Annotated in this window: 20 protein-coding genes and 1 pseudogene; 3 read left to right on the top strand and 18 right to left on the bottom strand. The window is 72.5% G+C overall.

From position 1 onward, the window contains the following. Positions 1-60 precede the first annotated feature (60 nt). Positions 61-204 (top strand): hypothetical protein, encoded by a 144-nt coding sequence (locus tag ACZ67Q_RS11985; RefSeq protein WP_471179868.1) that lies wholly within the window; start codon positions 61-63, stop codon positions 202-204. Positions 205-309: 105 nt separating this feature from the next. On the opposite strand, the gene ACZ67Q_RS11980 is transcribed toward ACZ67Q_RS11985, so the two are convergent. The 16 genes and pseudogenes from ACZ67Q_RS11980 to ACZ67Q_RS11905 form a co-directional block, all read right to left on the bottom strand. Then, entirely contained in the window at positions 310-1,107 is a 798-nt protein-coding gene (locus tag ACZ67Q_RS11980) for an HAD family acid phosphatase (RefSeq protein ID WP_471179865.1), read from the bottom strand. A gap of 135 nt (positions 1,108-1,242) precedes the next feature. After that, positions 1,243-2,346 carry a pectinesterase family protein gene (locus tag ACZ67Q_RS11975; RefSeq protein ID WP_471179862.1) on the bottom strand — a complete coding sequence of 368 codons (1,104 nt, stop codon included), beginning with the start codon at positions 2,344-2,346 and terminating at the stop codon, positions 1,243-1,245. Between the two features lies 1 nt (position 2,347). Next, positions 2,348-3,670 carry a pectate lyase family protein gene (locus ACZ67Q_RS11970; protein ID WP_471179859.1) on the bottom strand — a complete coding sequence of 441 codons (1,323 nt, stop codon included), beginning with the start codon at positions 3,668-3,670 and terminating at the stop codon, positions 2,348-2,350. Positions 3,671-3,700: 30 nt separating this feature from the next. Continuing rightward, the gene (locus tag ACZ67Q_RS11965; protein ID WP_471179856.1) at positions 3,701-4,474 is read right to left on the bottom strand and encodes a rhamnogalacturonan acetylesterase; all 774 of its coding nucleotides are present in this window, start codon (positions 4,472-4,474) and stop codon (positions 3,701-3,703) included. Positions 4,475-4,603: 129 nt separating this feature from the next. After that, entirely contained in the window at positions 4,604-5,944 is a 1,341-nt protein-coding gene (locus tag ACZ67Q_RS11960) for an ABC transporter substrate-binding protein (RefSeq protein WP_471179853.1), read from the bottom strand. 49 nt (positions 5,945-5,993) lie between these two features. Beyond that, positions 5,994-6,473 (bottom strand): hypothetical protein, encoded by a 480-nt coding sequence (locus ACZ67Q_RS11955; protein WP_471179851.1) that lies wholly within the window; start codon positions 6,471-6,473, stop codon positions 5,994-5,996. Positions 6,474-6,506: 33 nt separating this feature from the next. Next, positions 6,507-8,009, bottom strand: coding sequence for a glycoside hydrolase family 43 protein (locus tag ACZ67Q_RS11950; protein WP_471179848.1), 1,503 nt, complete (start codon positions 8,007-8,009; stop codon positions 6,507-6,509). Further along, entirely contained in the window at positions 8,006-8,851 is an 846-nt protein-coding gene (locus ACZ67Q_RS11945; protein ID WP_471179845.1) for a DUF6807 domain-containing protein, read from the bottom strand. Before ACZ67Q_RS11945 ends, ACZ67Q_RS11950 begins: the two co-directional genes overlap by 4 nt. Beyond that, positions 8,848-10,041, bottom strand: coding sequence for a Gfo/Idh/MocA family protein (locus tag ACZ67Q_RS11940; protein WP_471179842.1), 1,194 nt, complete (start codon positions 10,039-10,041; stop codon positions 8,848-8,850). The genes ACZ67Q_RS11945 and ACZ67Q_RS11940 overlap by 4 nt, the downstream gene beginning before the upstream one ends. Before the next feature lie 2 nt (positions 10,042-10,043). Then, complete coding sequence (locus ACZ67Q_RS11935; protein WP_471179839.1) at positions 10,044-10,928, bottom strand: carbohydrate ABC transporter permease; 885 nt, start codon at positions 10,926-10,928, stop codon at positions 10,044-10,046. Beyond that, the gene (locus ACZ67Q_RS11930) at positions 10,925-11,857 is read right to left on the bottom strand and encodes a carbohydrate ABC transporter permease (RefSeq protein ID WP_471179837.1); all 933 of its coding nucleotides are present in this window, start codon (positions 11,855-11,857) and stop codon (positions 10,925-10,927) included. Before ACZ67Q_RS11930 ends, ACZ67Q_RS11935 begins: the two co-directional genes overlap by 4 nt. Before the next feature lie 82 nt (positions 11,858-11,939). After that, positions 11,940-13,673, bottom strand: a complete 1,734-nt coding sequence (gene araD / locus ACZ67Q_RS11925; RefSeq protein ID WP_471179834.1) for an L-arabinonate dehydratase — start codon at positions 13,671-13,673, stop codon at positions 11,940-11,942. Further along, positions 13,670-14,581, bottom strand: a complete 912-nt coding sequence (locus ACZ67Q_RS11920) for a dihydrodipicolinate synthase family protein (protein WP_471179832.1) — start codon at positions 14,579-14,581, stop codon at positions 13,670-13,672. The genes araD and ACZ67Q_RS11920 overlap by 4 nt, the downstream gene beginning before the upstream one ends. After that, complete coding sequence (locus ACZ67Q_RS11915) at positions 14,578-15,264, bottom strand: GntR family transcriptional regulator (protein ID WP_471179829.1); 687 nt, start codon at positions 15,262-15,264, stop codon at positions 14,578-14,580. Before ACZ67Q_RS11915 ends, ACZ67Q_RS11920 begins: the two co-directional genes overlap by 4 nt. A gap of 391 nt (positions 15,265-15,655) precedes the next feature. After that, positions 15,656-15,775 (bottom strand): annotated as a pseudogene (locus ACZ67Q_RS11910) (MBL fold metallo-hydrolase); the annotation flags it as partial. Between the two features lie 42 nt (positions 15,776-15,817). Then, complete coding sequence (locus ACZ67Q_RS11905; RefSeq protein WP_471179826.1) at positions 15,818-16,408, bottom strand: TIGR03086 family metal-binding protein; 591 nt, start codon at positions 16,406-16,408, stop codon at positions 15,818-15,820. A 164-nt stretch (positions 16,409-16,572) separates the two neighbouring features. Here ACZ67Q_RS11905 and ACZ67Q_RS11900 point away from each other — a divergent pair, with 164 nt between their 5' ends. Then, entirely contained in the window at positions 16,573-17,793 is a 1,221-nt protein-coding gene (locus ACZ67Q_RS11900; protein ID WP_471179824.1) for an MFS transporter, read from the top strand. Between the two features lie 137 nt (positions 17,794-17,930). Here the strand turns inward: ACZ67Q_RS11900 and ACZ67Q_RS11895 are convergent, their stop codons facing one another. Beyond that, complete coding sequence (locus ACZ67Q_RS11895) at positions 17,931-19,088, bottom strand: hypothetical protein (RefSeq protein WP_471179821.1); 1,158 nt, start codon at positions 19,086-19,088, stop codon at positions 17,931-17,933. Then, positions 19,085-20,026: a 5-dehydro-4-deoxyglucarate dehydratase gene (locus tag ACZ67Q_RS11890; RefSeq protein WP_471179819.1), complete on the bottom strand. Its 942-nt coding sequence runs from the start codon at positions 20,024-20,026 to the stop codon at positions 19,085-19,087. Before ACZ67Q_RS11890 ends, ACZ67Q_RS11895 begins: the two co-directional genes overlap by 4 nt. Before the next feature lie 260 nt (positions 20,027-20,286). On the opposite strand from ACZ67Q_RS11890, the gene ACZ67Q_RS11885 reads away from it, so the two are divergent. Further along, the gene (locus ACZ67Q_RS11885; RefSeq protein ID WP_471179816.1) at positions 20,287-21,096 is read left to right on the top strand and encodes an NAD-dependent epimerase/dehydratase family protein; all 810 of its coding nucleotides are present in this window, start codon (positions 20,287-20,289) and stop codon (positions 21,094-21,096) included. Positions 21,097-21,242 lie beyond the last annotated feature (146 nt).

Raw genomic sequence — 21,242 nt, 5'->3', positions numbered from 1 at the left:
CCGAGAACCCGGACGTCGCCGGCGTGTTCGACGTACGTCAGGCGCTGCGCCGGCGACTGGGTGTTCGCGGGACAGTACGACCACCGGTGCGGTGGCCGGGACGCCGGGGGCGACCGTTACACGATCACGGCGACGGCGGCCGGGCGGCCGTACACCGTCGGCGGCGCCTTCGCGGCCCACCCGCCGGACGGCGGCGGCTCGTAGAAACCTCACCGACACGGCAACCCCGTCCTCACCGACGGCGACCGCACGGGCGCCCCCGCCGGTGACGACCGGCGGGGGCGCTCCCGCTGCTGACGTGCCCGGGGACTAGCCCACGTAGTACGTCGGGTTGGGCAGCTTGTACGTCCGGTCGGCGTAGCCGCCCTCGAGGTCGGAGTACTGGTCGCCGAAGTTGGCGATGACCTCGTAGCCGAGGTCGTCCTCGATGTGCCGGCGCGTGCCCGCCTTGTACTGCACGGTGGTGCAGTTCCAGCTGCCGGGGGTGGCGCAGTCGCCGAGGTAGGCGGGCGGGTTGGCCTTGTCCTTGAGGAACATGTGGCCCGCGTCCAGGTTCACGTCGGCGCCGACCTTCTTCAGGTTGTCGACGGCGGCGGTGCGCTGGGCCTCGCTCAGGCCGGAGTTGTAGAAGACCGTGACACCCTTGGACGCGGCGTAGCGGACCAGCTCGGGGCTGCCGAAGACGGCCGGCCGGTCGGCCTTGTCCACGTACGCGTTCCAGGTGGCGCCGTTGTAGGTGTAGTTGGTCTTCTTCTCGTAGTCGAGGCTGAGCAGCAGGGTGTCGTCGATGTCGAAGACGACGGCCGGCTTCTCGCCCTTCTTCAGCGCCTTGCGGGCGGCCTTGTCGATGTACTTCCGGGCGGCCGCGTCGATCCGGGCGAGGTCGTCGGCGTACGGGCTGGTGGGCGAGGCCTGGTAGACGCCGTTGCCGTCGAGCGCCGTGCCGTAGTAGGCGTCGATGTCCTTGACCAGGACGCCGATGTTGTACGGCTCGTGCGTGGAGTTGGCGGTCGACTGGTCGGCGGTGGCCGCGCCGGCGCCGTAGAGGGCGGCACCGGCGACGGCACAGGCGGCCGCGGCGGCCGCGAAACGCAGTGGCTTATGCATGACAGGTTTCTACGCGCGTCACCCCCTCGGGCGCGAGGCCCGTGGCCCGATCGATACCTCTTTCGGAGGCAAAAATCCGGTCAAGCCGACGGTTGCGCCGCGCCCTTGGGGCGTCGGGCGAGGACGGTGACACCGCTAGGCGTACGGTCTCCAGTCGCCCAGGTAGGTCTGCCGGGTGTGCTGCCGGGCCGCCTCCGCGTCGAGCTGCGGCCGGTTCTCCGGCACGGAGACGACGGCGCCGGGCCCGGTGTCGCGGTACTCGGAGAAGCGCATGCTCTGCCAGGGGTAGGTGTCGCGCATGTTCGCGTAGGGTGCGGCCGCGTCGATGCCGGGTCCGAGCCAGGTGTCGCGGACGGTGAGCATGGGGCGGGCGCTCGGGTCGGAACCGGGCACCCAGGGGCGGGCCAGTTTGTAGCAGCCGTCCGGGGCGGCGCTGGTGACGTGGCTTCGCACGACCAGGTAGCCGCGCGGGTTGGCACGTGCCGTGGAGGGGGCGAACACGAAGCCGTAGGGCGGCGCGGGCAGATCGGTCCGCTCGAGCGTGCGGAAGTGGCAGTGCTCGAACACCGCCGTCGCCCGCCCGAAGACGAAGTCGACGTCCCCCTCGGCGTAGCAGTGGGCGAAGTACTGGCGGGCGAACGTGCCGAGGGCCATGGTGTCGGCGTACAGGGTGTCCTGGTGACCGAGGAAGCGGCAGTGGTGGAACGCGCCGCGGTCCCCCTGCGCCTTCAGCGCCACTGCCTGGGTGCCGTCGACGCCGGGGTGGTCGGCGCGCAGCCAGTCGTTGGCGAAGGTGATCCAGCGGGCCGTGAAGGCGTCGGCCTGCACGGTGACGGTGGCCGAGCCGCTGGTGCCGTGGGTGCCGCCGCCGGGCTTGGGCGTACCGGCCGCGTTGTCGTACACGATCACGACATCGCGCGGGTTCTCCGAAGCGCCGATCCAGGTCGTCCCCGTACGGCCGGCGTCGACGGTGACGGTCTCCCGGTAGGTGCCCGGCGCGAGGACGAGCGTCCAGCCGGGACCGGTCGCGGCGGCGAGGGCGGCGCCGACGCTCGGCACGTCACCGGCGCCGCCGGGGTGGACGTACAGGGTGCGCTCGGTGAGCCGGGCGTCGGGCGAACCGAACCGGCCGAAGGGCGTGCGCCGGGCCGCGCCCGCGGGGGCCGCGAGGCCCAGCGCCAGGGCGGCGCCGGCACTCGCGGCCAGGAAGCCTCTGCGTCCGGTGACGAGGGGTTCCATGTCAGCGGACCTTTCCGGCGCCCGCGCCGTGGTCGACGATGCCGGGCACGGCGCGCGGCGGGTCGACGTGGGTACGCAGGGCGGGCGTCCAGCCGGCACCGGAGACGAGTGTCTCGCCCGGGATCTGTGCGTTGTGCACGGCGATCAGGTCGGTCGGGCGGCCGTTGACGTAGTTGTCCGCGGCGGTGACCGGGGCTTCCTTCCACTTCTTGAGGATCTTCCCGGCCGGGGTGCTCGCGGGCAGCGTGAAGGCGTTGTGCTCGGCGACCAGCTGGGACTCCATGCCGATGCCGTAGCTGTAGGAGTAGCCGTCGCCGGCCACGAAGTGGTTGTTGTAGGAGTCGACCTGGCCGAACCGTACACGCGGCGCCCGCTCGACCAGGTCGCGGAACAGGTTGTGGTGGAAGGTGACCTTCAGATGCCCGCGGTCCACAGCGGCCGTCGCGGCGCTGTCGCTGTTGCCGATGAGGATCGTCTTGTCGTGGTCGGCGAAGACGTTCCAGGAGGCCGTGACGTAGTCGGCGCCCTTGACGATGTCCAGCTCGCCGTCGTGCTGCTGGTAGGTCATGCCGAAGTACACCGGCAGCGACGAGTCCGGGTGCGCGCCGTCGGTGAAGGTGTTGTGGTCCAGCCAGACATGGGTGGAGCCGTGGACGACGGCGCTGTCGTACTCGGAGTTCCAGTTCCCGCTCGCGCCGTCGGTGGGGTCCCACTGCGGGAAGCAGTCGAGCGGGCTCTCGAAGGTGAGGTTGCGGACGATGACGTTGTCGACGCCGCTGATCTGCAGGCTCGCGCCCTTGAAGCCGGCGCCCGGGCCCGTCCCGATGATCGTGGTGTTGGCGGGCACGGTCGCCTTGATCTCGTTGGCCTGGGCGGCGGCGGACACCCGGCGCAGGCCCTCGGGGCTGTCGGCCGGCTCCTTCTCCAGGTCGGTGTCGTACCCCCATTTCTCCGGCGCGTACGTGTCCAGGTAGGCGGCGAAGTCGTAGCCGGGCGCGGCGAAGGCGTCGCAGCCCTCGGAGACGGCGTCGATCGTCCCCGTCACCTTGATGATCTTCGGTGCGTCGCCGCCGGCGGCGAGCGCGGCCTTGAACTCCGCCCAGGTGCCGACGCTGTAGACGTGCGCGGCGTCGGCAGCGGCCCCGCCGGTGGTGCCGGTCCCGAAGGCACCCCAGCCGTCCCGCGCGCCGAGCACCTGCCGTGCCGGGTCGCGGTGCTGCCCGTGGGCGGAGGCGGTCCCGGCGACGGACAGCACGAGCGCGGTGCAGCCGACGAGCGCGGCGACTCTCTTCATAGCATGTACATGCCATAGTTGTGCGTGCATGGTGCGGCTCTCCTTCTCGAAGGGGGCGGGTCAGGCGGTGGCGTCCGGCCAGGTGATCCAGGACGCGGGGATCTCGTCGTCCAGCCGGCGCGTGTCGCGCGGTGCGAGCACCCGGGTGCGCAGCAGCTCACGGGCCACGAGCCGGGCCACGGCGATCGCGCCGGGCGGATTGAAGTGGGTGTTGTCCTGCTCGGTCGCGGTCCAGTTGAAGTACGTCTTGGTCTCCTCGACGCCCAGCTCCTGCCACAGCGCGAGCGACAGCCGCTGGACGTCCAGCAGCGCCACCCTTTCCGCCTCGGCGAGCGCCCGCATGGCCGCCGGGTAGTCGCCGTGCGTCGGCTGGGCGTTGCCCGCGGCGTCGAACCGCCGCCGCTCCACGGGCGTGACGAGCACAGGCCGCGCGCCGCGCCGCCGGGCCCCGTCGAGATACCGGCGCAGGTAGTCCCGGTACGTCGTCCACGGCTCGGTGTGGCGCGTGGGATCGGTGGCCTTCTCGTCATTGTGTGCGAACTGGACGAGCAGAAGGTCACCGGGCCGGATCACGGAGAGGATGGCGTCGAGCCGGCCCTCGTCGACGAAGCTCTTGGAACTGCGCCCGTTCATCGCCTGATCGGCGACGGCGATGTCGTGGCGCAGAAAGAACGGCAACGCCATTCCCCACCCGGTCTCGGGCGCGGCATCGGCGTATTTCTGCGCGGCGGTGGAATCACCGGCGATGTAGAGGGTGCGGGATTCCTTGGGGGAGGGAGTTGCGGCAACGGTGAGAGGAACGGCGGCGAGGACGGATCTACGGCTGAGGGACACAGGGAGTGCCTTTCGGCGCAGGGGCGGGCAACTGACCTCAGGGGCGCGGGGCGGTATCGATGTGCGGCGCCACCGCGGGGCGCGATCGACCACAAAGAGCCCGCCCACGAACCGGAACCACCCGAGCTCTCAGTGATTCTGTTTCCAATCGGCCTGAGCCTTGTTCAGCTGATCGGCGAGCGTGTCCAGGAACTCCTTCGCCGACATCTTCCCGAGCAGCACCTTCTGGAAGCCCGGCTCGTTGTCCGCCTTGGAAATCGTGTTCCAGTCGGGCAGGTAGTACGGCAACTGCACGATCGCCGTGGACCCGTCACTCAACGCGGCAGCGGCCAGCTTCGTCGGCTCCGCCTTCTGGATCCACGCATCGCCGGAGGCCTCCGTGTTGGCCGGCACCTGCCCCGCCGACTCGTTGAACTTGGAGTTCTCCGCGTGCGAGAGGGCGAACTCGATGAACTTCCAGCCGGCCTCCTTGTTCTTCGAGCTCTTGAACAGCCCGAGCCCGTCGACCGGATTGGAGACCTGGACGCGCTTCCCGCCCGGCCCCGTCGGCTGTGGAATGCCGCGGAACTTCGCGGCGCCGAGCGCCTTCACATGGTCCTGGTAGGAGCCCAGGTTGTGGTTGAGCATGCCGATCGTGCCGGAGTCCCACTGGGCGACCATCTTCGTGAAGTCGTTGTTCACGTCGGCGGCCGGAGTGACCTTCTTGTACAGCGCCGCGTACTTCTCCAGCGCCGCCACGTTCTTCGGGTCGTTCACCGTGGTCCTGTCGCCGTTCCAGAACGACGTGATCCCGGACTGCCCGTACATCGCGTCCAGCGCCTGCGCGATGGACCCGGCGCCGCCTCGGATGGTGTAGCCGAACGCGTTCTTCTTGGCGTCGGTGAGCCTCTGCGCCGCCTCGTAGAACTTCTCCCAGGTCGTCGGCGCGTCCAGCCCGGCCTTCTGGAACAGGTCGGTGCGGTAGTACAGCACGCCGTTGTTGGCGGAGGCCGGGATGGAGTACAGGGTGCCGTCACCGCCGCCCGCGGCCTTCAGCGAGGCGACCATGTCCTTGTTCAGCTTGCCGTTCAGCGACGACTTGGCGAGCCTCTCGTCCAGCGGCTCCAGCGCGTTCTGCGCGGAGAACTCCGCGAGCGTCGCCGCGCCGACCCCGCCGACGTCCGGCAGGCCGCCGCCCTGGATCGCGGTGTCCACCTTGGACTGGTACTCCTTGGCGGCGATGCCGACGTACTTGACCTTGATGCCGGGGTTGGCCTTCTCGAAGTCGGCGATGACCTCCTTCCAGATGTCGGTGCGGACACCGCCGTTGTTGTCCCAGAAGACGATCTCCCCCTTGCCGCTGCCCTCGGACCCCTTGTCCCCGCCCGCGCCACTGCCGTCGTCGCCGCAGGCGGTGGCGGTCAGGGCGAGCGCGGAGCCCAGGGCGACGGCCAGCGCGGCACGCCTGCTTCTGCGATTGCTGCTCTTCATTGGTCGGCTCTCTTCTTCCGGATCCGGGTCGGACATGAGGGGGTGGCAATCAGTGACGGGTCTGCGGCGCCCGCACCGGGTGGCTGCCGGCGGTGGGGGCGGGCACGGCGTCCACCGCGGACTGCGCGGTCGGACAGGTGCCGGGGACCCGTGGTGTCACCGCGTCGCCGATCTGCTTCTGCGGGCCGGAGAAGCGCTGGACCAGGGCCGGGACGGCGGCCGCCGGGTCCAGGCGGTAGGCGCAGAACTTACGTGACTCGAAGGCCGTGCCCCGCGCGAGCGAGGCCTGGTCGGTGACGGTGACGACCTTGCCGCCGGCACCGCCGGTGGTGCCGGCGGCGAGAGTGGCGAAGCCGTGCGGCTGGTCGGTCCAGCGCTCCGCGGCGGGAACCGGGACGGACCCCGCGGCACCGGCTGTGCCGGCCTTCGCTTCGCCGGCCGCGCCGAGGCCCAGTGCGGCGAGCAGGCCGGCGACGGCGGCCAGGGCGACTCCCGGTCTCGGCAAGCGCTTGCCAGGGACGTGTGTCATGGCGGCTCCCAACAGGCGTACGAAGAAAGGGGGTTACAGAGCGGTGATGCGGAACTGCGTGAAGGTCGCCGCGCCGGCGTGTCCCGTGCCCTCGGGCGCCAGCGCGAACAGGCCGAGCAGTGCACCGACCCAGCGCCACGGGGTGGCGGCGAAGACGGGGCCGGAGGGCGTGAGGCCCGCCCCGGTGTCGTAGAGGAAGCGGCAGCGCGCGCCGGCGCCGATCTCGATGCGCAGCCGGGCCCGGCCCTCGGGCGCGGGGCGCGGGTGGGAGGCGTCGCGTTCGGCCTCCGCCACCGGCTCGGCGAACCGGTGCACCAGGTGGACACCGCCGTCGGCGCCCCGTTCGAGCCCGATCCAGCCGAACGCGTCCCCGAGCACCGCGAGCCCGGCCCGGGCCCCCGGCTCCTCGGCGTCCAGGCGCAGCTCGACCTCGACGGCGCTGGGCAGGCCGGGCAGCCGCTGGGTGAGCAGGTTCGGCAGGGTGCGCAGGTCGTGCGCGTCGGCCGAACGGACGCAGGTCAGGCGCAGGCCGTCGCCGGAGTGCTGGGTGGCCCAGCCGTCCTGGGGGTTGGCGGTCCACTGCCACTGGCGTCCGTACCGTCCGCCGGGGAAGTCGTCGTCGCCGGCGGGCGCGGACGGCGGCTGCGGCGCCACGGCGGGCCGGGTGTGTACGGCGACGGGGGCGCCGTCGTTGCCGAGCACCGGCCAGCCGTCGGCACCCCAGCGCATCGGCTGGAGGTGGACGACCCGGCCGTAGGCGCCGCGCTGCTGGAAGTGCAGGAACCAGTCCTCGCCGGCCGCCGTGCGCACCCAGCCTCCCTGGTGCGGGCCGTTGACGTCGGTGTCCTTCTGTTCCAGGACGATCCGCTCCTCGTACGGGCCGAAGAAGTCCCGTGCGCGGAAGGCGCCCTGCCAGCCGGTCTCCACTCCCCCGGCGGGCGCCAGGATCCAGAACCAGCCGTCGTGCCGGTAGAGCTTGGGACCCTCCAGGGTGAACCAGCCGGGGATGCGGTCGGCGTCGACGATCAGCTTGCCCTCGTCGAGCAGCGAGGTGGCGTCGGGGTGCATGCGGTGGCCGGTGAGGCGGTTCTTGACGCCGGCGCGGGACCTGGCCCAGGCGTGGACGAGGTAGGCCTCGCCGCTCTCGTCGTCCCACAGCGGGCAGGGGTCGATCAGGCCCTTTCCTCCCTTCAGCAGGTGCGGACGGGTCCACGGGCCGCGGATCCCGGGCGCGTTGACCTGGAAGATGCCCTGGTCGGGGTCGCCCCAGAAGATCCAGAACCGGTCGTCGTGATGGCGGATCGACGGCGCCCAGACGCCGCAGTCGTGCCGGGGCCGCGCGAACTCGGCTTCCGGTTCCAGGCGTTCGAGGGCATGAGCGACGAGGGTCCAGTTGACGAGGTCACGGGAGTGCAGCAGGGGCAGGCCGGGGGCGCGGCCGAAGCTGGAAGCGGTGAGGTAGAAGTCGTCGCCGACGCGGACCACGTCCGGGTCGGACCAGTCGGCGTTCAGGACCGGGTTGGCGTACGTGGTCACTGGGCCACCGCCTTTCTGACCAGGGCCGCCGCCTCGTCCCGGTCCGGCCGGCCGTCCGCGACGACGGTGACGATCCGCCGTACGACGGTGTCACCGGCCGGGACCGTGAGCCGTCCGGCGGCCGCCAGGCAGGAGCCGACGCCGGGATACTCGGCGGCGCGCACGAACCACGCATCGCGCCGGGTCACGTCGGTGGCGCCGGCGAAGACCAGCGTCCAGCCGGAGCCGGCGAGGGCCAGCCAGTCGGCGCGGCGGCCGTGCACCGCGTCCTCGCCCTCGGCGCCGGCGGTGAACACCGCCGGCGGCTCGGCCTCCTTGCGGGCGCGCCAGAAGAAGCCGCCGTACCCGGCGCCGGGGCGGCCGTTGGTGGCGGGGCTGCCGAAGGACAGCGGGCCGGGGGTGACGTTGGTGAGGGAGAAGGTGAAGTCCAGCGCCCACGCGGTGGACGTGAGGTGGGTGGCCGCGACCGTGCGCCGCTCACGCAGCAGCTCCGCACCGGCCGCCACCCAGCGCAGCTCCTCCACGAAGCCGTCCGGGTCGCGCAGCGGGAACGCGGTGTGCCGCTGCGCGCCGTGGTTGTCCAGCTCGGTCGGGCCCCGGTCGCGTACGAAGGTGCGTCCGCCCCAGAAGTTGTGCCCCTCGACGTCGGGAACGGCGACACCGACGCCGAGGTGGTGTGCGTGGTCGGCGGGGGTCAGCTCGGTGACCGTGGTGCCGGCCAGGGTGGTGACGGGGTGCAGGTAGGGGCGCGGGGAGAGCCGGGCGGGCAGCTCGGGGCGGATGACGTAGCGGCCGACGGGGCGGCCGGCGACCCGCAGGACGGGGCCGTCGTGGGCGGTCATCGGGTGCTCACCTCTCTCGGCGGTGCGCTCGGGGCCCAGGGGGCGCCGAGTTCGGAGTACAGGGCGAGGGTGTCGGCGGCGGCGGCGACCAGGCCGTCCACGCCGTGGACGACCCGGCGGCCTTCCTCGGGCAGCAGATGCCAGGCGTGGGCGGGCAGCTGGAGGGGGTCGGGGGCCAGCCGGATCTCCTCCACCACCTTCATGAAGGCGCCGGTGGCGTCCGGCGGGACGAGCAGTCCGGCGCCGTCGGTGAGGTGGTCGACGAGGTTGGCGAGCAGGTCGGTGCGGCCGTACTCGAACTCCTCCGGTCCGTGACCGGCGCGCTGGAGCAGCACCCGGTCCTGCTTGTACCAGAAGGTGATCCGGCCCCGGCTGCCGTGCACCAGGACATACGGTTCGTCGGGCTGCTCGGCGCACAGCGTGGCGGCGACGACGACGGGGCGGCCGTGTGCGGTGGTGATCCGCACGCAGGACGTGTCGTCGGACTCGATGGCGTTGGCGCGCAGCAACTCGGTCTCCACGCCGGTGACGTCGCCGGCGCCCGTCGAGCCGTCCAGCGCCAGGGCGGTGGCGACGGCGTGCGCGAGGGGGTTGGTGAGCACCCCGTCGACCACGTCGGTGCCGTCCAGCCGCCGCCGGCCCGCCCAGGGCGCCCGCCGGAAGTAGCTCTCGGCGCGGGCCCAGGCGCCGGCGCCGCCCACGCCCCGCACCTCGCCGATGACGCCGTCGGCGATCATCTCGCGGATGGCGGGCAGGGCGTGCGAACCGAGCGACTGGAAGCCGATCTGGCAGGCGACACCGGCCCGGGCGACCCCGTCGGCCATCCGGCGGTACGCGGCGTACGAGGGTGCGGGCGGCTTCTCCAGCAGCAGGTGCACACCCCGCTCGGCGGCGGCGAGCGCGAGGTCGGTGTGGGTGGGGATCGGGGTGCAGACGACGGCGATCCGGGCGCCGGTGGAGTCCAGCAGGGCGGCGAGGTCGGACGACTGGGGCGGCAGGCCGCCACCGAATTCCTCCTCGGTGAGGGGGGTGAGTTCGCAGACACCGGCGAGCCGGACCACGCCCCGGTCCTGGAGGCGGCGGATGTTCGCCAGGTGCCAGAGCCCGTGGCCGCGGGCGCCGGCCAGCACGACGGGAAGGGGCTCGTCGCAGGTCACCGTGTCCTCCCCACGCGGCGCGAAGTGTCGCACGCTCACCCCTTCACCGCCCCCGCACTGAATCCGGTGATGAGCCACTTCTGGATGAACGCGAAGACGACGACCACGGGGACGGCGGCGATGATGCCGCCCGCGGCCAGGGCGCCGAGGTCGACGCTGTCGGCGCTCATCAGGGAGTTGAGGCCGACCGGGATGGTCTGCTTGTCCTGGTTGTTGAGGAACATCAGGGCGAACAGGAAGTGGTTCCAGGAGTGCACGAAGGCGAAGGAGCCGACGGCGATCAGGCCCGGGCGCAGCAGCGGCAGCACGACGACCCGGAAGGCCCGCAGCCGGTTGCAGCCGTCGACCCAGGCGGCTTCCTCCAGCGAGTACGGCACGTTCTTGATGAAGTTGCTGATCAGGATCATCGACAGCGGCAGCTGGAAGACCGTCTCGGCGATGATCACGCTGCCCAGCGAGTTGATCATCTTCAGCTCGGCGAAGATCTGGAACAGCGGCACCAGCAGCAGCGCACCGGGCACGAACTGCGAGCACAGCAGCGCCAGCATGAAGCCCCGCTTGACCTTGAAGTCGAACCGGGCGAGGGCGTAGCCGCCGGCCAGCGCCACGACGGTGGTCATCACCAGGGTGGCCAGACCCACCAGCACGCTGTTGCCGAAGTAGGTGCCGAAGGACCGTTCCGTCCACACCTTCTCGAAGTGGTCGAAGGTCAGCGGCCACGGCACCAGCGAGGTGGAGCCCGCGGGGCGCAGCGCGAACAGCAGGATCCAGTAGAAGGGGACCAGCGTGAAGACCAGGTAGACCGACAGGGGCAGGTAGATCTGCCGGCGCGGGACCTGGTCCCATGCGCGGCGCCGCCCGCGTGGCCGGGCGGGTTCGGGCACCACGCGCTCGGGTGCCGGAGCGATCTCGGTGATCACTTGTCGCCTCCGAACTTGCTCAGCCGCAGATAGACCATCGAGCAGAAGAGCAGGATCACGAACGCGACCGTGGTCAGGGCGGACGCGTAGCCGAAGTTGTGGGCGTCGACGGAGGTGCGGGCGATGTAGAGGGGCAGCGTGGTGGTCTCGCCGGCCGGGCCGCCGCCGGTGAGGGTGTAGAGCAGGTCGACGTTGTTGAACTCCCACACCGCGCGCAGAAGCGTGGACAGGACGATCGCGTCCTTCAGGTGCGGCAGCGTGATGTGCCAGAACTGCTTGAGCCGGCTCGCCCCGTCGACCTCGGCGGCCTCGTACAGGTCCTTCGAGACGGACTGGAGGTCGGCGAGGATGAGGATCGCGAAGAACGGCACGCCGCGCCACAGGTCGGCGACCACGGCCGCCGGGAAGACGGTGGAGGTGTCCGACAGCCAGCTGGTGCCGTAGGAGCCGATACCGAGGTCGGCCAGGTACCGGGTGATGCCGGTCTGGGAGTTGTAGAGCAGTACCCAGATCGCGGAGGTGAGCACGCCGGAGACCGCCCACGGGGAGAACACCAGGGCGCGTCCCAGCGCCCGGCCCGCGAAGGTCTGGTTGACGATGAGGGCCAGCGCCAGGCCCAGCAGCAGTTGCAGCCCGACCTCGACGACGACCCACTTGGCGCTGAAGGTGAGGGTGTCCCAGAACTGCGGGTCGTCGGTGAAGGCGTGGACGAAGTTGCCGAGGCCCGCGAAGCCGTTCCGCCAGGGCTTGGTGGGGTTGTAGTTCTGCAGGCTGTAGTAGAAGACGCTGATGACGGGGTAGGCGATGAAGCCGAGCATCAGCAGGGCGGCGGGCGCGATCAGCAGGTACGGCAGCCTGCGCGGCGTGGCGGAGGCACGGCGCCGCCTCGGTGGCGCGGGCGGTTTCGCCACGGCTGCGGCTTGGGCCATGACTGTTCTCCGTTCTGGTACGTCGTGCGGGAAGCGCTTTCTCGGGGTGCAGGCGTCGAGCAGGCGTGCGGTGGCGGGGAGTTCAGCCGGCGTACGGGTCCTGCACCGTGCCGGGCCGGGCGAGGAACGCGAAGTCGCAGCCGGTGTCGGCCTGGGTGATCTGGTCGTTGTAGAGCGCGCCGTAACCGCGCTCGTACCGGGTGGGCGGCGGCGTCCACGCGGCCCGGCGGCGCTGAAGCTCGTCGTCGTCCACATGCAGATGGAGGGAGCGGGCGTCGACGTCGAGGGTGATCAGGTCGCCGGTCTCGACCAGCGCGAGGGGTCCGCCGACGTACGACTCGGGGGCCACGTGCAGCACGCAGGCGCCGTAGCTCGTGCCGCTCATGCGGGCGTCGGAGATCCGCACCATGTCGCGCACGCCCTGCTTGAGCAGGTGCCGCGGGATGGGCAGCATGCCGTACTCGGGCATGCCGGGGCCGCCCTTGGGGCCTGCGTTGCGCAGCACGAGAACGCTGTCGGCGGTGATGCCGAGCGCGGGGTCGTCGATGGTGCGCTGCATGGTCCGGTAGTCGTCGAAGACGACTGCGGGGCCGGTGTGCTTGAGCAGATGCGGTTCGGCGGCGATGTGCTTGACGACGGCGCCGTCCGGGCACAGGTTGCCGCGCAGTACGGCGACGCCGCCCTCGCTCGCGACCGGGTTGTCGCGTGGCCGGATGACCTCGTCGTGGTGCACCCGTGCCCCGGCGATCTGCTCGCGCAGGGTGTCGTGGCAGACGGTCGGCCGGTCCAGGTGCAGCAGGTCCGGGATGCGGGAGAGGAAGCCGGGCAGGCCGCCGGCGAAGTGGAAGTCCTCCATCAGGTACGTCTGTCCGCCGGGGCGGACGTTGGCGAGGACCGGGACCGTGCGGGCGATGCGGTCGAAGTCGTCGAGGGTGAGGGCGACGCCGGCCCGGCCGGCCATGGCGATCAGGTGGATGACGGCGTTGGTGGAGCCGCCGAGGCCGAGGACGGTGGTGACGGCGTCCTCGAACGCCTCCCGGGTGAGGAGGTCGCCGATCCTGCGGTCCTTGTGGACCAGGTCGACGGCGGTCATGCCGGCCCTGGCGGCCATCCGGTCGTGTCCGGAGTCGATGGCCGGGATGCTGGACGCGCCCGGCACGGTGACGCCGAGGGCCTCGGCGGCGGCGGTGAGCGTGGACGCCGTCCCCATGGTCATGCAGTGGCCGGGCGAGCGGGCCAGGCCGCTTTCCAGTTCCTGCATCTCGCAGTCGCCGATGAGGCCGGCCCGCTTGTCGTCCCAGTACTTCCACATGTCGGTGCCGGAGCCGAGGACCTCGCCGCGCCAGTGGCCGGGCAGCATGGGCCCGGCGGGCACGAACACGGCGGGCAGACCGGCGGACGCGGCGCCCATGAGGAGGGCCGGCGTGGACTTGTCGCAGCCGCCCATCAGCACGGCCCCGTCGACCGGGTACGACCGCAGCAGCTCCTCCGTCTCCATGGCGAGGAGGTTGCGGTAGAGCATCGGGGTCGGCTTCTGGAAGGTCTCGCTGAGGGTGGAGACCGGGAATTCGAGCGGGAAGCCCCCGGCCTGCCACACGCCCCGCTTCACGGCCTGGGCGCGCTCCCGCAGGTGGACGTGGCAGGGGTTGATGTCGGACCAGGTGTTGAGGACGGCGATGACCGGCTTGCCGAGGTGCTCCTCGGGGAGGTAGCCGAGCTGACGGGTGCGGGCGCGGTGACTGAAGGAGCGCAGCCCGTCGGTGCCGTACCACTGGTGGCTTCTGAGTTCTTCGGGCTTCTTGCGGGGTGTGTTCATATGGACCATCCGGCGGCGATGGCGGCGACCTCGGCGCGCTCGTGCTCGGGCAGCGGGCGGCTCGGCGGGCGTACGTCGCGGCGGCACAGGCCGAGGGAGGCGAGGGCCTCCTTGACGACCGTGACGTTGTCGGCGCTGCCGTTGGCGGCGCGCAGCTCCTCGAAGCGGCGGATCTGCTCCCAGACCTTCATGGCGGCCGGGTAGTCACCGGCGCGCAGGGCCTCGATCATGTTCCGGGAGACGGCCGGGGCGACGTTGACGAGCCCGGAGGTGAAACCGGTGGCGCCGGCGGAGAAGTAGGACGGCGCGTACGGCTCGGCGAGTCCGGCGACCCATACGAAGCGGTCGAGGCCGGCGTCGCGGGCGAAGGCGCCGAAGCGGGCGGCGTCCGGGACGGCGTACTTGACGCCGATGACGTTCGGGCAGGCGTCGGCGAGTTCGGCCAGGCGGGCACCGGTGAGCTGCGGGTTGCGGATGTAGGGCACGACGCCCAGCTCGGGCACGGCCTCGGCGATGGCGCGGTGGTAGTCGACCCAGCCGGACTGCGAGACGTAGGGGTGGACCGGCTGGTGGACCATCACCATCTGCGCGCCGAGTTCACGGGCGTGCCGGGCGGAGGCGACGGCGGTGGGCACGTCGTGGCCGACGCCGACGAGGATGACGGCGCGCTCGCCGGCCTCCTCGATGGTCAGCTCGGTGACCTGGCGGCGCTCGTCGGGGGTGAGGGCGTAGAACTCGCCGGTGTTGCCGCCCGGGGTGAGGGTGGTGATGCCGCCGTCGAGCAGGCGGCGCAGCAGCAACCGGTGGGTGGCGGCGTCGATCGTGCCGTCCTCGGCGAACGGGGTCACCGGGATCGCCACCACGTCGGCCAGGGCCGCCCGCTGGATCTCGAACGCCACGCTGCTCATGCCTGACCTTCCTGGTCCTGGTCCTGGGCCTGGTTTTCGGTGAGGGGGCCGGCCTCGGGGAACGCGCGCCGGACGAACGACGCGATGTGGGCGTGCAGGGCCCGGCCCGCGCCGTCCGCGTCGCCCGCGAGGGCGAGCCGCAGGATCTCGCGGTGCTCGGCGGCCTCCCGCTCCCAGGAGGGGTCGGCGGCCCAGGCGACGGCGGAGACCAGGGCGGCCTGGTCACGGACCTCGTCGAGCATCCGGCCGAGCAGCGGGTTGCCGCACGGCAGGTACAGGGCGCGGTGGAACTCGCGGTTGGCGAGGGAGCGTTCGGCGGTGTCGGTGGCGTCGTCGGCACGGGTCAGCGCGGCCTGGGCGGCGTCGAGGGAGGCGCCGCGCCGCACGGCCCGCTTCAGCGCCTCGGGTTCGAGGAGCAGTCGCACGTCGTAGACCTCGCGCGCCATGTCCGCGTCCACCATGCGCACCGTGACGCCCTTGTACTGGCTCATCACGACGAGACCTGTCCCGGCGAGCGTCTTCAGCGCCTCGCGCACCGGGGTCTTGGACACCCCGAACTGCGCGGCCAGCTCGGTCTCGACAAGGGCCTGACCCGGCGTCAACCGGCCGGTGAGGATGCGGCGTTTGATCTCCTCCAGCACGAACTGCGTACGGGAGGGGATCGGCGTGGGCACAGAGGTCATGCGCGCCTCTCGGATCTTCGCGGGACCGGGGTCCGCGTATGGGATCTCACATATCGCGTCTCATATATGACGTACGAGGTACGACGCGATGAAGGTAGGAGCGCGCGCGTGTTTCGTCAATGCTTCTGACAAAAGAGGGTCGAGGTGCTCTCAGACGGTGCGGGTGTCGCCTTCCCGGGCGGTGGCCGTCAGGAACAGGTCGCCCGTCGCGGGCGAGTTCGGTGGAGGGTGGGGCGCCTGGAGCTCCGTGCGGTCTCGACGAGGGTGGCGGATGTACGCCGGATGCAGCGCCTCAGGGGCGCGGGGAACTGCGCGACCAGCCATCACGCGCCCGCACTTCAGCGACGGCGGAAGCCCTGCGGCGGTCGCCCGGTCAGTCGGCGAAGCTGTCCGCGGCGAGCAGGTCGGCGCTGTGGTCGGCGTGCAGATGGGAGATCCATACGGCGGTGAGCCGCGCCGGATCGGTGTGCCGCCGCAACTCCGCGAACGTACCGAACCCGGCGCTCACCCATTCTGAGTGAAGGGGCTCGCTGCCCTCTTCGACCGACTCAGGTCACCGAGGCGTCCACTGCGGGTCGCGGCCGCTCAGGGCGACCGCGCGGTTCAGGAGCGGGGCGTCCTGGGGGACCGGGATCACCGGGCCGAAGATGCCGTTGCCGTTGCCGTCGGTGGACGCCTGGAGGAAGGTGTGCGCCGCCCGGAGCGCGACCGGGTCGGGCTCGTACGGCCGGCCGGTGGCGCGGGCCAGGTCCCAGGCATGGACGACCAGTTCGTCGATGGCGACGGCCGCCGTGACCGCGGCGGGCAGGTCGACGCCGCCGGCGCGGGTCATGCCGGTCCATGCGGCCGGGTCGCGCCAGGCGTCGGCGAGTTCGTCGAGGGCCTTGGGCAGTGCCGCGCGCCAGTGGGGCCCGATGTCCGGCACGTGCGCGTCCGGCGGGGTGTCCGTGGTCGGCCCGAGATCCTTGCGCGCGGCGTCCCGGAAGGCGACGGCGAGGCCGGCGAGGTGGCCGAGCAGGTTGCGGACCGCGTAGTCCGGGCAGGGCGTGGGATCCGCGAGCTGCTCGTCGCGCACGCCCTCCGCGAGGCGGGCCACGAGCCGGGCCTGCGGTCCGAAGTCGAAGGTCGGCGTGTCGTCACTCATGCGGTGCTCCCGGAGCGGATCGAGGCCACGCGGGTCGTGGGCCACTCGGAAGGTGGACCGAGGCGGGCCGCGGAACTCATCGGTGCCGGGATGGCGGACCACGGTACGGATTACGGCACCTTCCCGATCCCGTCCCCGGGGCCTTAGCCGCACGATGACCAGGCATGACGACAACCTGGACGGTGGGCCGCGTGCTGCGCGACCGCACCGCGCGCCTGTGTCTGACCACCGTGGTGGTCTCCGGTTTCGGCACGTCGGCCCTGTGGCTGGCGTCGGGGGTGTGGGTGAAGGACCTCACCGGCTCGGACGGCCTGGCGGCGCTGTGCCTGGCGGCGATGTGGGCGCCCACCCTTGCCGGCCCGGCGCTGGGCGCCCTCGCCGACCGCGTCCCCCGCAGACCACTGCTCATCGGGTGCAACCTGCTCCTTTCCGCCCTCCTGCCCACCCTGCTGTGGGTGGATTCCGCCGCCGGCGTGTGGCTGGTGCTCGCGGTGCTCCTGGTCTACGGCGCCGTCGGCGTCGTCCACGACGCGGCCGAGTCGGCACTGGTCGCCGCCGCCGTCGGCCCGCAGCTCCTCGGCGACGTCAACGGGCTGCGGATGACGGCCACCGAAGGCATGAAACTGCTGGCCCCGCTGGCGGGCGCCGGCCTGTACTCGGCGTGCGGCGGCCCGGCCGTGGCGCTGCTGGACGCGGCGACGTTCGTGCTCGCCACGCTGCTCTACGCCCGGCTGCGGGTGGAGGAGACCGCGCCCGGGCCGCGCACCGGCCTGCGGGCGTGCACGGCCGAGGGTGTCCGCGCGCTGTGGGCGCATCCGGGGCTGCGGCCGCTCGTCGTCGCGGGCGGCACGACGATGTTCTTCGCCGGCCTCAACGGCGCCCAGGTGTACGCCGTGGTGGACGCCCTGGGACGGCCCGCCTCGTACGCCGGGGTGCTCGCCGCCGTACAGGGTGCGGGCTCGGTGGTGGCGGGACTGACCTCGGGGGCCGCGCTGCGGCGGCTGGGCGAACGGCGGTTCGCCGCGTACGGCATCGCGCTCACGGCGGTCGCGGTGGCGTCGCGGGCGGTGCCGCGGGAGGCCGTGGCGCTGGTGAGCAGCGCGGCGATCGGGGCGGGTCTGCCGTGCGCGCTGATCGCGGCGCTCACCGCGGTGCAGCGGCAGGTGCCAGGCCCGCTGCTGGGCCGGGCGGTCGCCACGGCCCACACGCTCCTCTTCGCACCGAACGTGGCCGGCCTGGCCCTCGGCGCGGCACTGGTGGAGCCGGCGGACCACCGGGCGGTCCTTCTCGCGCTGGGCGTGGCGCTGCTGGCAGGCCCGGCTCGACGGCTGCTGAGGGCGTCCCGCGCGGCTGTCGGCTCACCGCCGGACGCGAGCCCGGTGTGAGACCGCCGTGCCTCGGCCGCTCCCGGCCGGCACCGGTGTCGCCTCCGTGCAGGGCGCCGTCACCGCGCTGGACCCCGCAGCCCGCTCGGTGGGCGCCGTGCGGCCGCCGCCGGGGCGGCGCGGCCGGCGGGGTCCGGTCAGCCCCCGCTCAACGCCTCCCGCACCGCCGCCAGGTCGGCGTCCGACGCCAGTCCCGCGTGATAGAGGCGGAGCTCGTTCGCGCCCAGGTCACGCGCGCGTGCCGTGTCCGCCACGAGGGTGTGCGGGCTGCCGCCCATGCCGGTGACCACGGTGAGGTTGGCGGCGAGCACACCTCGGCGCTGCTCGGCGAAGGGCGCCAGCAGGTCCGGGCCGCCGGTGCAGGGCACGACCACGCCGTCCGCGACGGAGAGGATGTGCGCCGGGTCGACGCCGGCGTTGGCGCCGCAGTGGTACGACACCGGGTCGGCGTGCAGCAGCACCTGGAAGCCCTCGGGCGCTGCGGCGCGGACGGCGGCGACGGCCTCCTCCTGGAGGGTGCGGGCCGTCTCGTCGCGGTACGCGCGCGTGGCGGCGGCCGGGGACTCGCCGAGCAGCTTCTCGACGCCGGCCCAGCCGGGCTCGCACGGCTCCTCGCGCCACACCGGCTCCAGCGCGGTGCGCACGGCGGCGGCCAGTTCCTCCGCGTCCAGCCCGTGGCGGCCGTAGCCCTCCCGGCAGGACGGGCAGAAGCACAGCGACATCAGGTACTGCCCGGCCTCCCCCAGCCGGACGCCGCCCGTCTTGTCGTGGGCGTGCAGATGGGCGAGCCCGTACCAGCCGAGGGACTCCAGCTCGGTGCCGCGCGCCCCGGGCCGTACCGCGGCCTCGGCGGCGAGCGCGACGAGGTACGCGCGCGTGGCGGGCTGTGCGATGCACGGGGCCCACGGGTAGCGGTCGCCGTAGGCGTTGACGACCGAGGTGTGCGGATGCTCGGCGCCCAGGCGGGAGTTGTGGGCGAGGACCACCCAGCTGTGCACCTGAAGGCCCGCGTCGGCGAGCGCAGCGGTGGCCTCGCCGTAGGCGTCGCCGGGCGCCCAGTCCCCGGCCGGGTACGGGCGCAGGCTGTGCTCCTGCCACGCCTCGCCCGGCGGGTAGAGCACGGCGGCGTACTCGGCGGTGACGACGCGGTGGTGCGGGTGGCGGGGCGTCAACGCGCGCGTGGAGTGGTAGGCGGCGGCCAGCGTCACCTGGTCCACGCCGAGGCCGGCGATCCGGGCCGGTGCCTGCGGGTCCCCCACCACGTCCCAGGGGTAGACGAACGCCGACGCCTTCACTTGTCCTCCTCCAGCAGGGCCTGTCCGCGCTCGATCAGGCGCGCGAGCTGCTTGACATGGTCCTCGGCGGGCTCGTGCAGCGGGGGCCGCACCTGGCCCACGTCCAGTCCGCGCAGCCGCACGCCCGCCTTGACCAGGGAGACGGCGTAGCCGCGGCCCCGGGCGCGCAGTTCGACCAAGGGGCCGAAGAAGCCGTCCAGGAGCCGGTCGGCGGTCGCCCGGTCGCCGTCCTGAAACGCCCGGTAGAACGCGAGGGCGATCTCGGGGGCGAAGCAGAAGACGGCGGAGGAGTACAGCGGGACGCCGATGGCACCGTAGGCGCTCTGGGTCAGCTCGGCGGTCGGCAGGCCGTTGAAGTACAGGAAGGAGCCCGGTACTTCGGTGCGCACCGCGCTGACCGTGCGCTGCATCAGGTCGAGGTCGCCGAGGCCGTCCTTGAGGCCGATGACGCCGTGCGTGCGGGCGAGTTCGACCACCGTGTCCGGCGTGAACACGGCGTTGTCGCGCTGGTAGACGATCACCGGCAGGGCGCTCGCGGCGGCGATCTCGCGGTAGTGCCGCAGCAGCCCCTCCTGCCCCGCGACGACGAGGTACGGCGGCATGACGAGCAGCCCGTCGGCCCCGGCGTCCTCGGCGAGCCGGGCGAAGTGGGTGGCGAGGGCGGTGCCGTACCCGGTGCCGGCGAGCACGGGGACGCGTCCGTCGGCGGCCTCGACGGCCGTGCGCACGCAGGACGCGAACTCCTGCGGCGTCAGCGCGTGGAACTCCCCGGTGCCGCAGCAGGCGAACACGGCGGCGGCCCCGGCCTCGACGCCCTGGCGCACATGGGTGCGGTAGGTGTCGAGGTCGACCGAGCCGTCGGGGCCGTAGGCCGTGACGGGGAAGAACAACGGCCCGCCGGGGACGCCGAGTCGAGCGGCGAGGGGGACTGGCGACACGGGCACTCCCTGGGGCACTGGCGTTTCTGATCGATTATGTGTCTGATCGACGTCCATATTCATGAACATCATCAGCCTAGGGAGCCCGCTTGCCGCCGGTCAAGCACGCGGGCCGGTGCCGGCACGCCGGTCGCGCCGCGAGTTCACGTGGATTCCGCTGCTCCGCGCACCCCTTGACGGCGCGACACACCGATCTTTAGCGTGTCCACGCATGTGAATACCCGCCACACATGCGGCCGTTGATGCAAGGAGAACCGAGGATGCCCGCTCCCCGTACCGTTCTGCTCACCGGCGCCGCCGGCGGACTCGGCACCCTGATGCGGGACCTGCTCCCCGGGCACGGCTACGCGCTGCGCCTGCTCGACGTCCGCCCGATCGAGGACGCACCGGAGGCGATCACCGCCGACCTCGCCGACGCGGACGCCCTGCGGGAGGCCGTCCGGGGCGTCGACGCGATCATCCACCTCGCGGGCATCTCCCTGGAAGCCCCCTTCGGCAAGATCCTCGCGGCGAACATCGAGGGCACCTACAACCTGTACGAGGCCGCCCGGCAGGAAGGCGTGCGGCGCATCGTCTTCGCGTCCTCCAACCACGCCGTCGGCTACACCCCCCGGCCGCAGGGCGACGATCCGCTGATCCCCGTGGACACCCCGCACCGCCCCGACACCTTCTACGGCCTGTCCAAGTGCTTCGGCGAGGACCTCGCCCAGCTGTACTGGGACAAGCACGGCCTGGAGACCGTCTCGGTGCGCATCGGCTCCTGCTTCCCGGAGCCGACCAGCGTGCGCATGCTGTCGGTGTGGATGAGCCCGGCCGACGGCGCCCGCCTCTTCCACGCCGCCCTGACCGCCGAGCACGTCGGCCACACCGTGGTCCACGGCTCCTCCGCCAACACGCGCCTGTGGTGGGACCTGACCTCCGCGCGAGCGCTCGGCTACGAGCCGCAGGACGACTCCGAACCGTACGCTGCGAAGCTGATCGCCGAGCAGGGCGAGCTGGAGCCGGACAACGAGGCGCATGCCCGCCTGGGCGGCCACTTCGTCACCGACCCGCCGGTCTGGCCGTACTGATCCGGCGGGAAATCGTCGCTCCCGGGGGCGGGGGGGGCCCCCACCGGGCCCCCCCCCCCCCCGGTGGGGGCCCCCCCCGGCCCCCGGCCCCCCCCCCCCCCCCCCCCCGCGGGGGGGCGCGGCGGGGCCCCCCCCCCGCCCACGGG

This window comes from Streptomyces sp. NPDC036813 (assembly GCF_055609245.1).
Note: the sequence above shows the minus strand (reverse complement) of the source record. Positions and strands in the feature narration are given on the sequence as shown.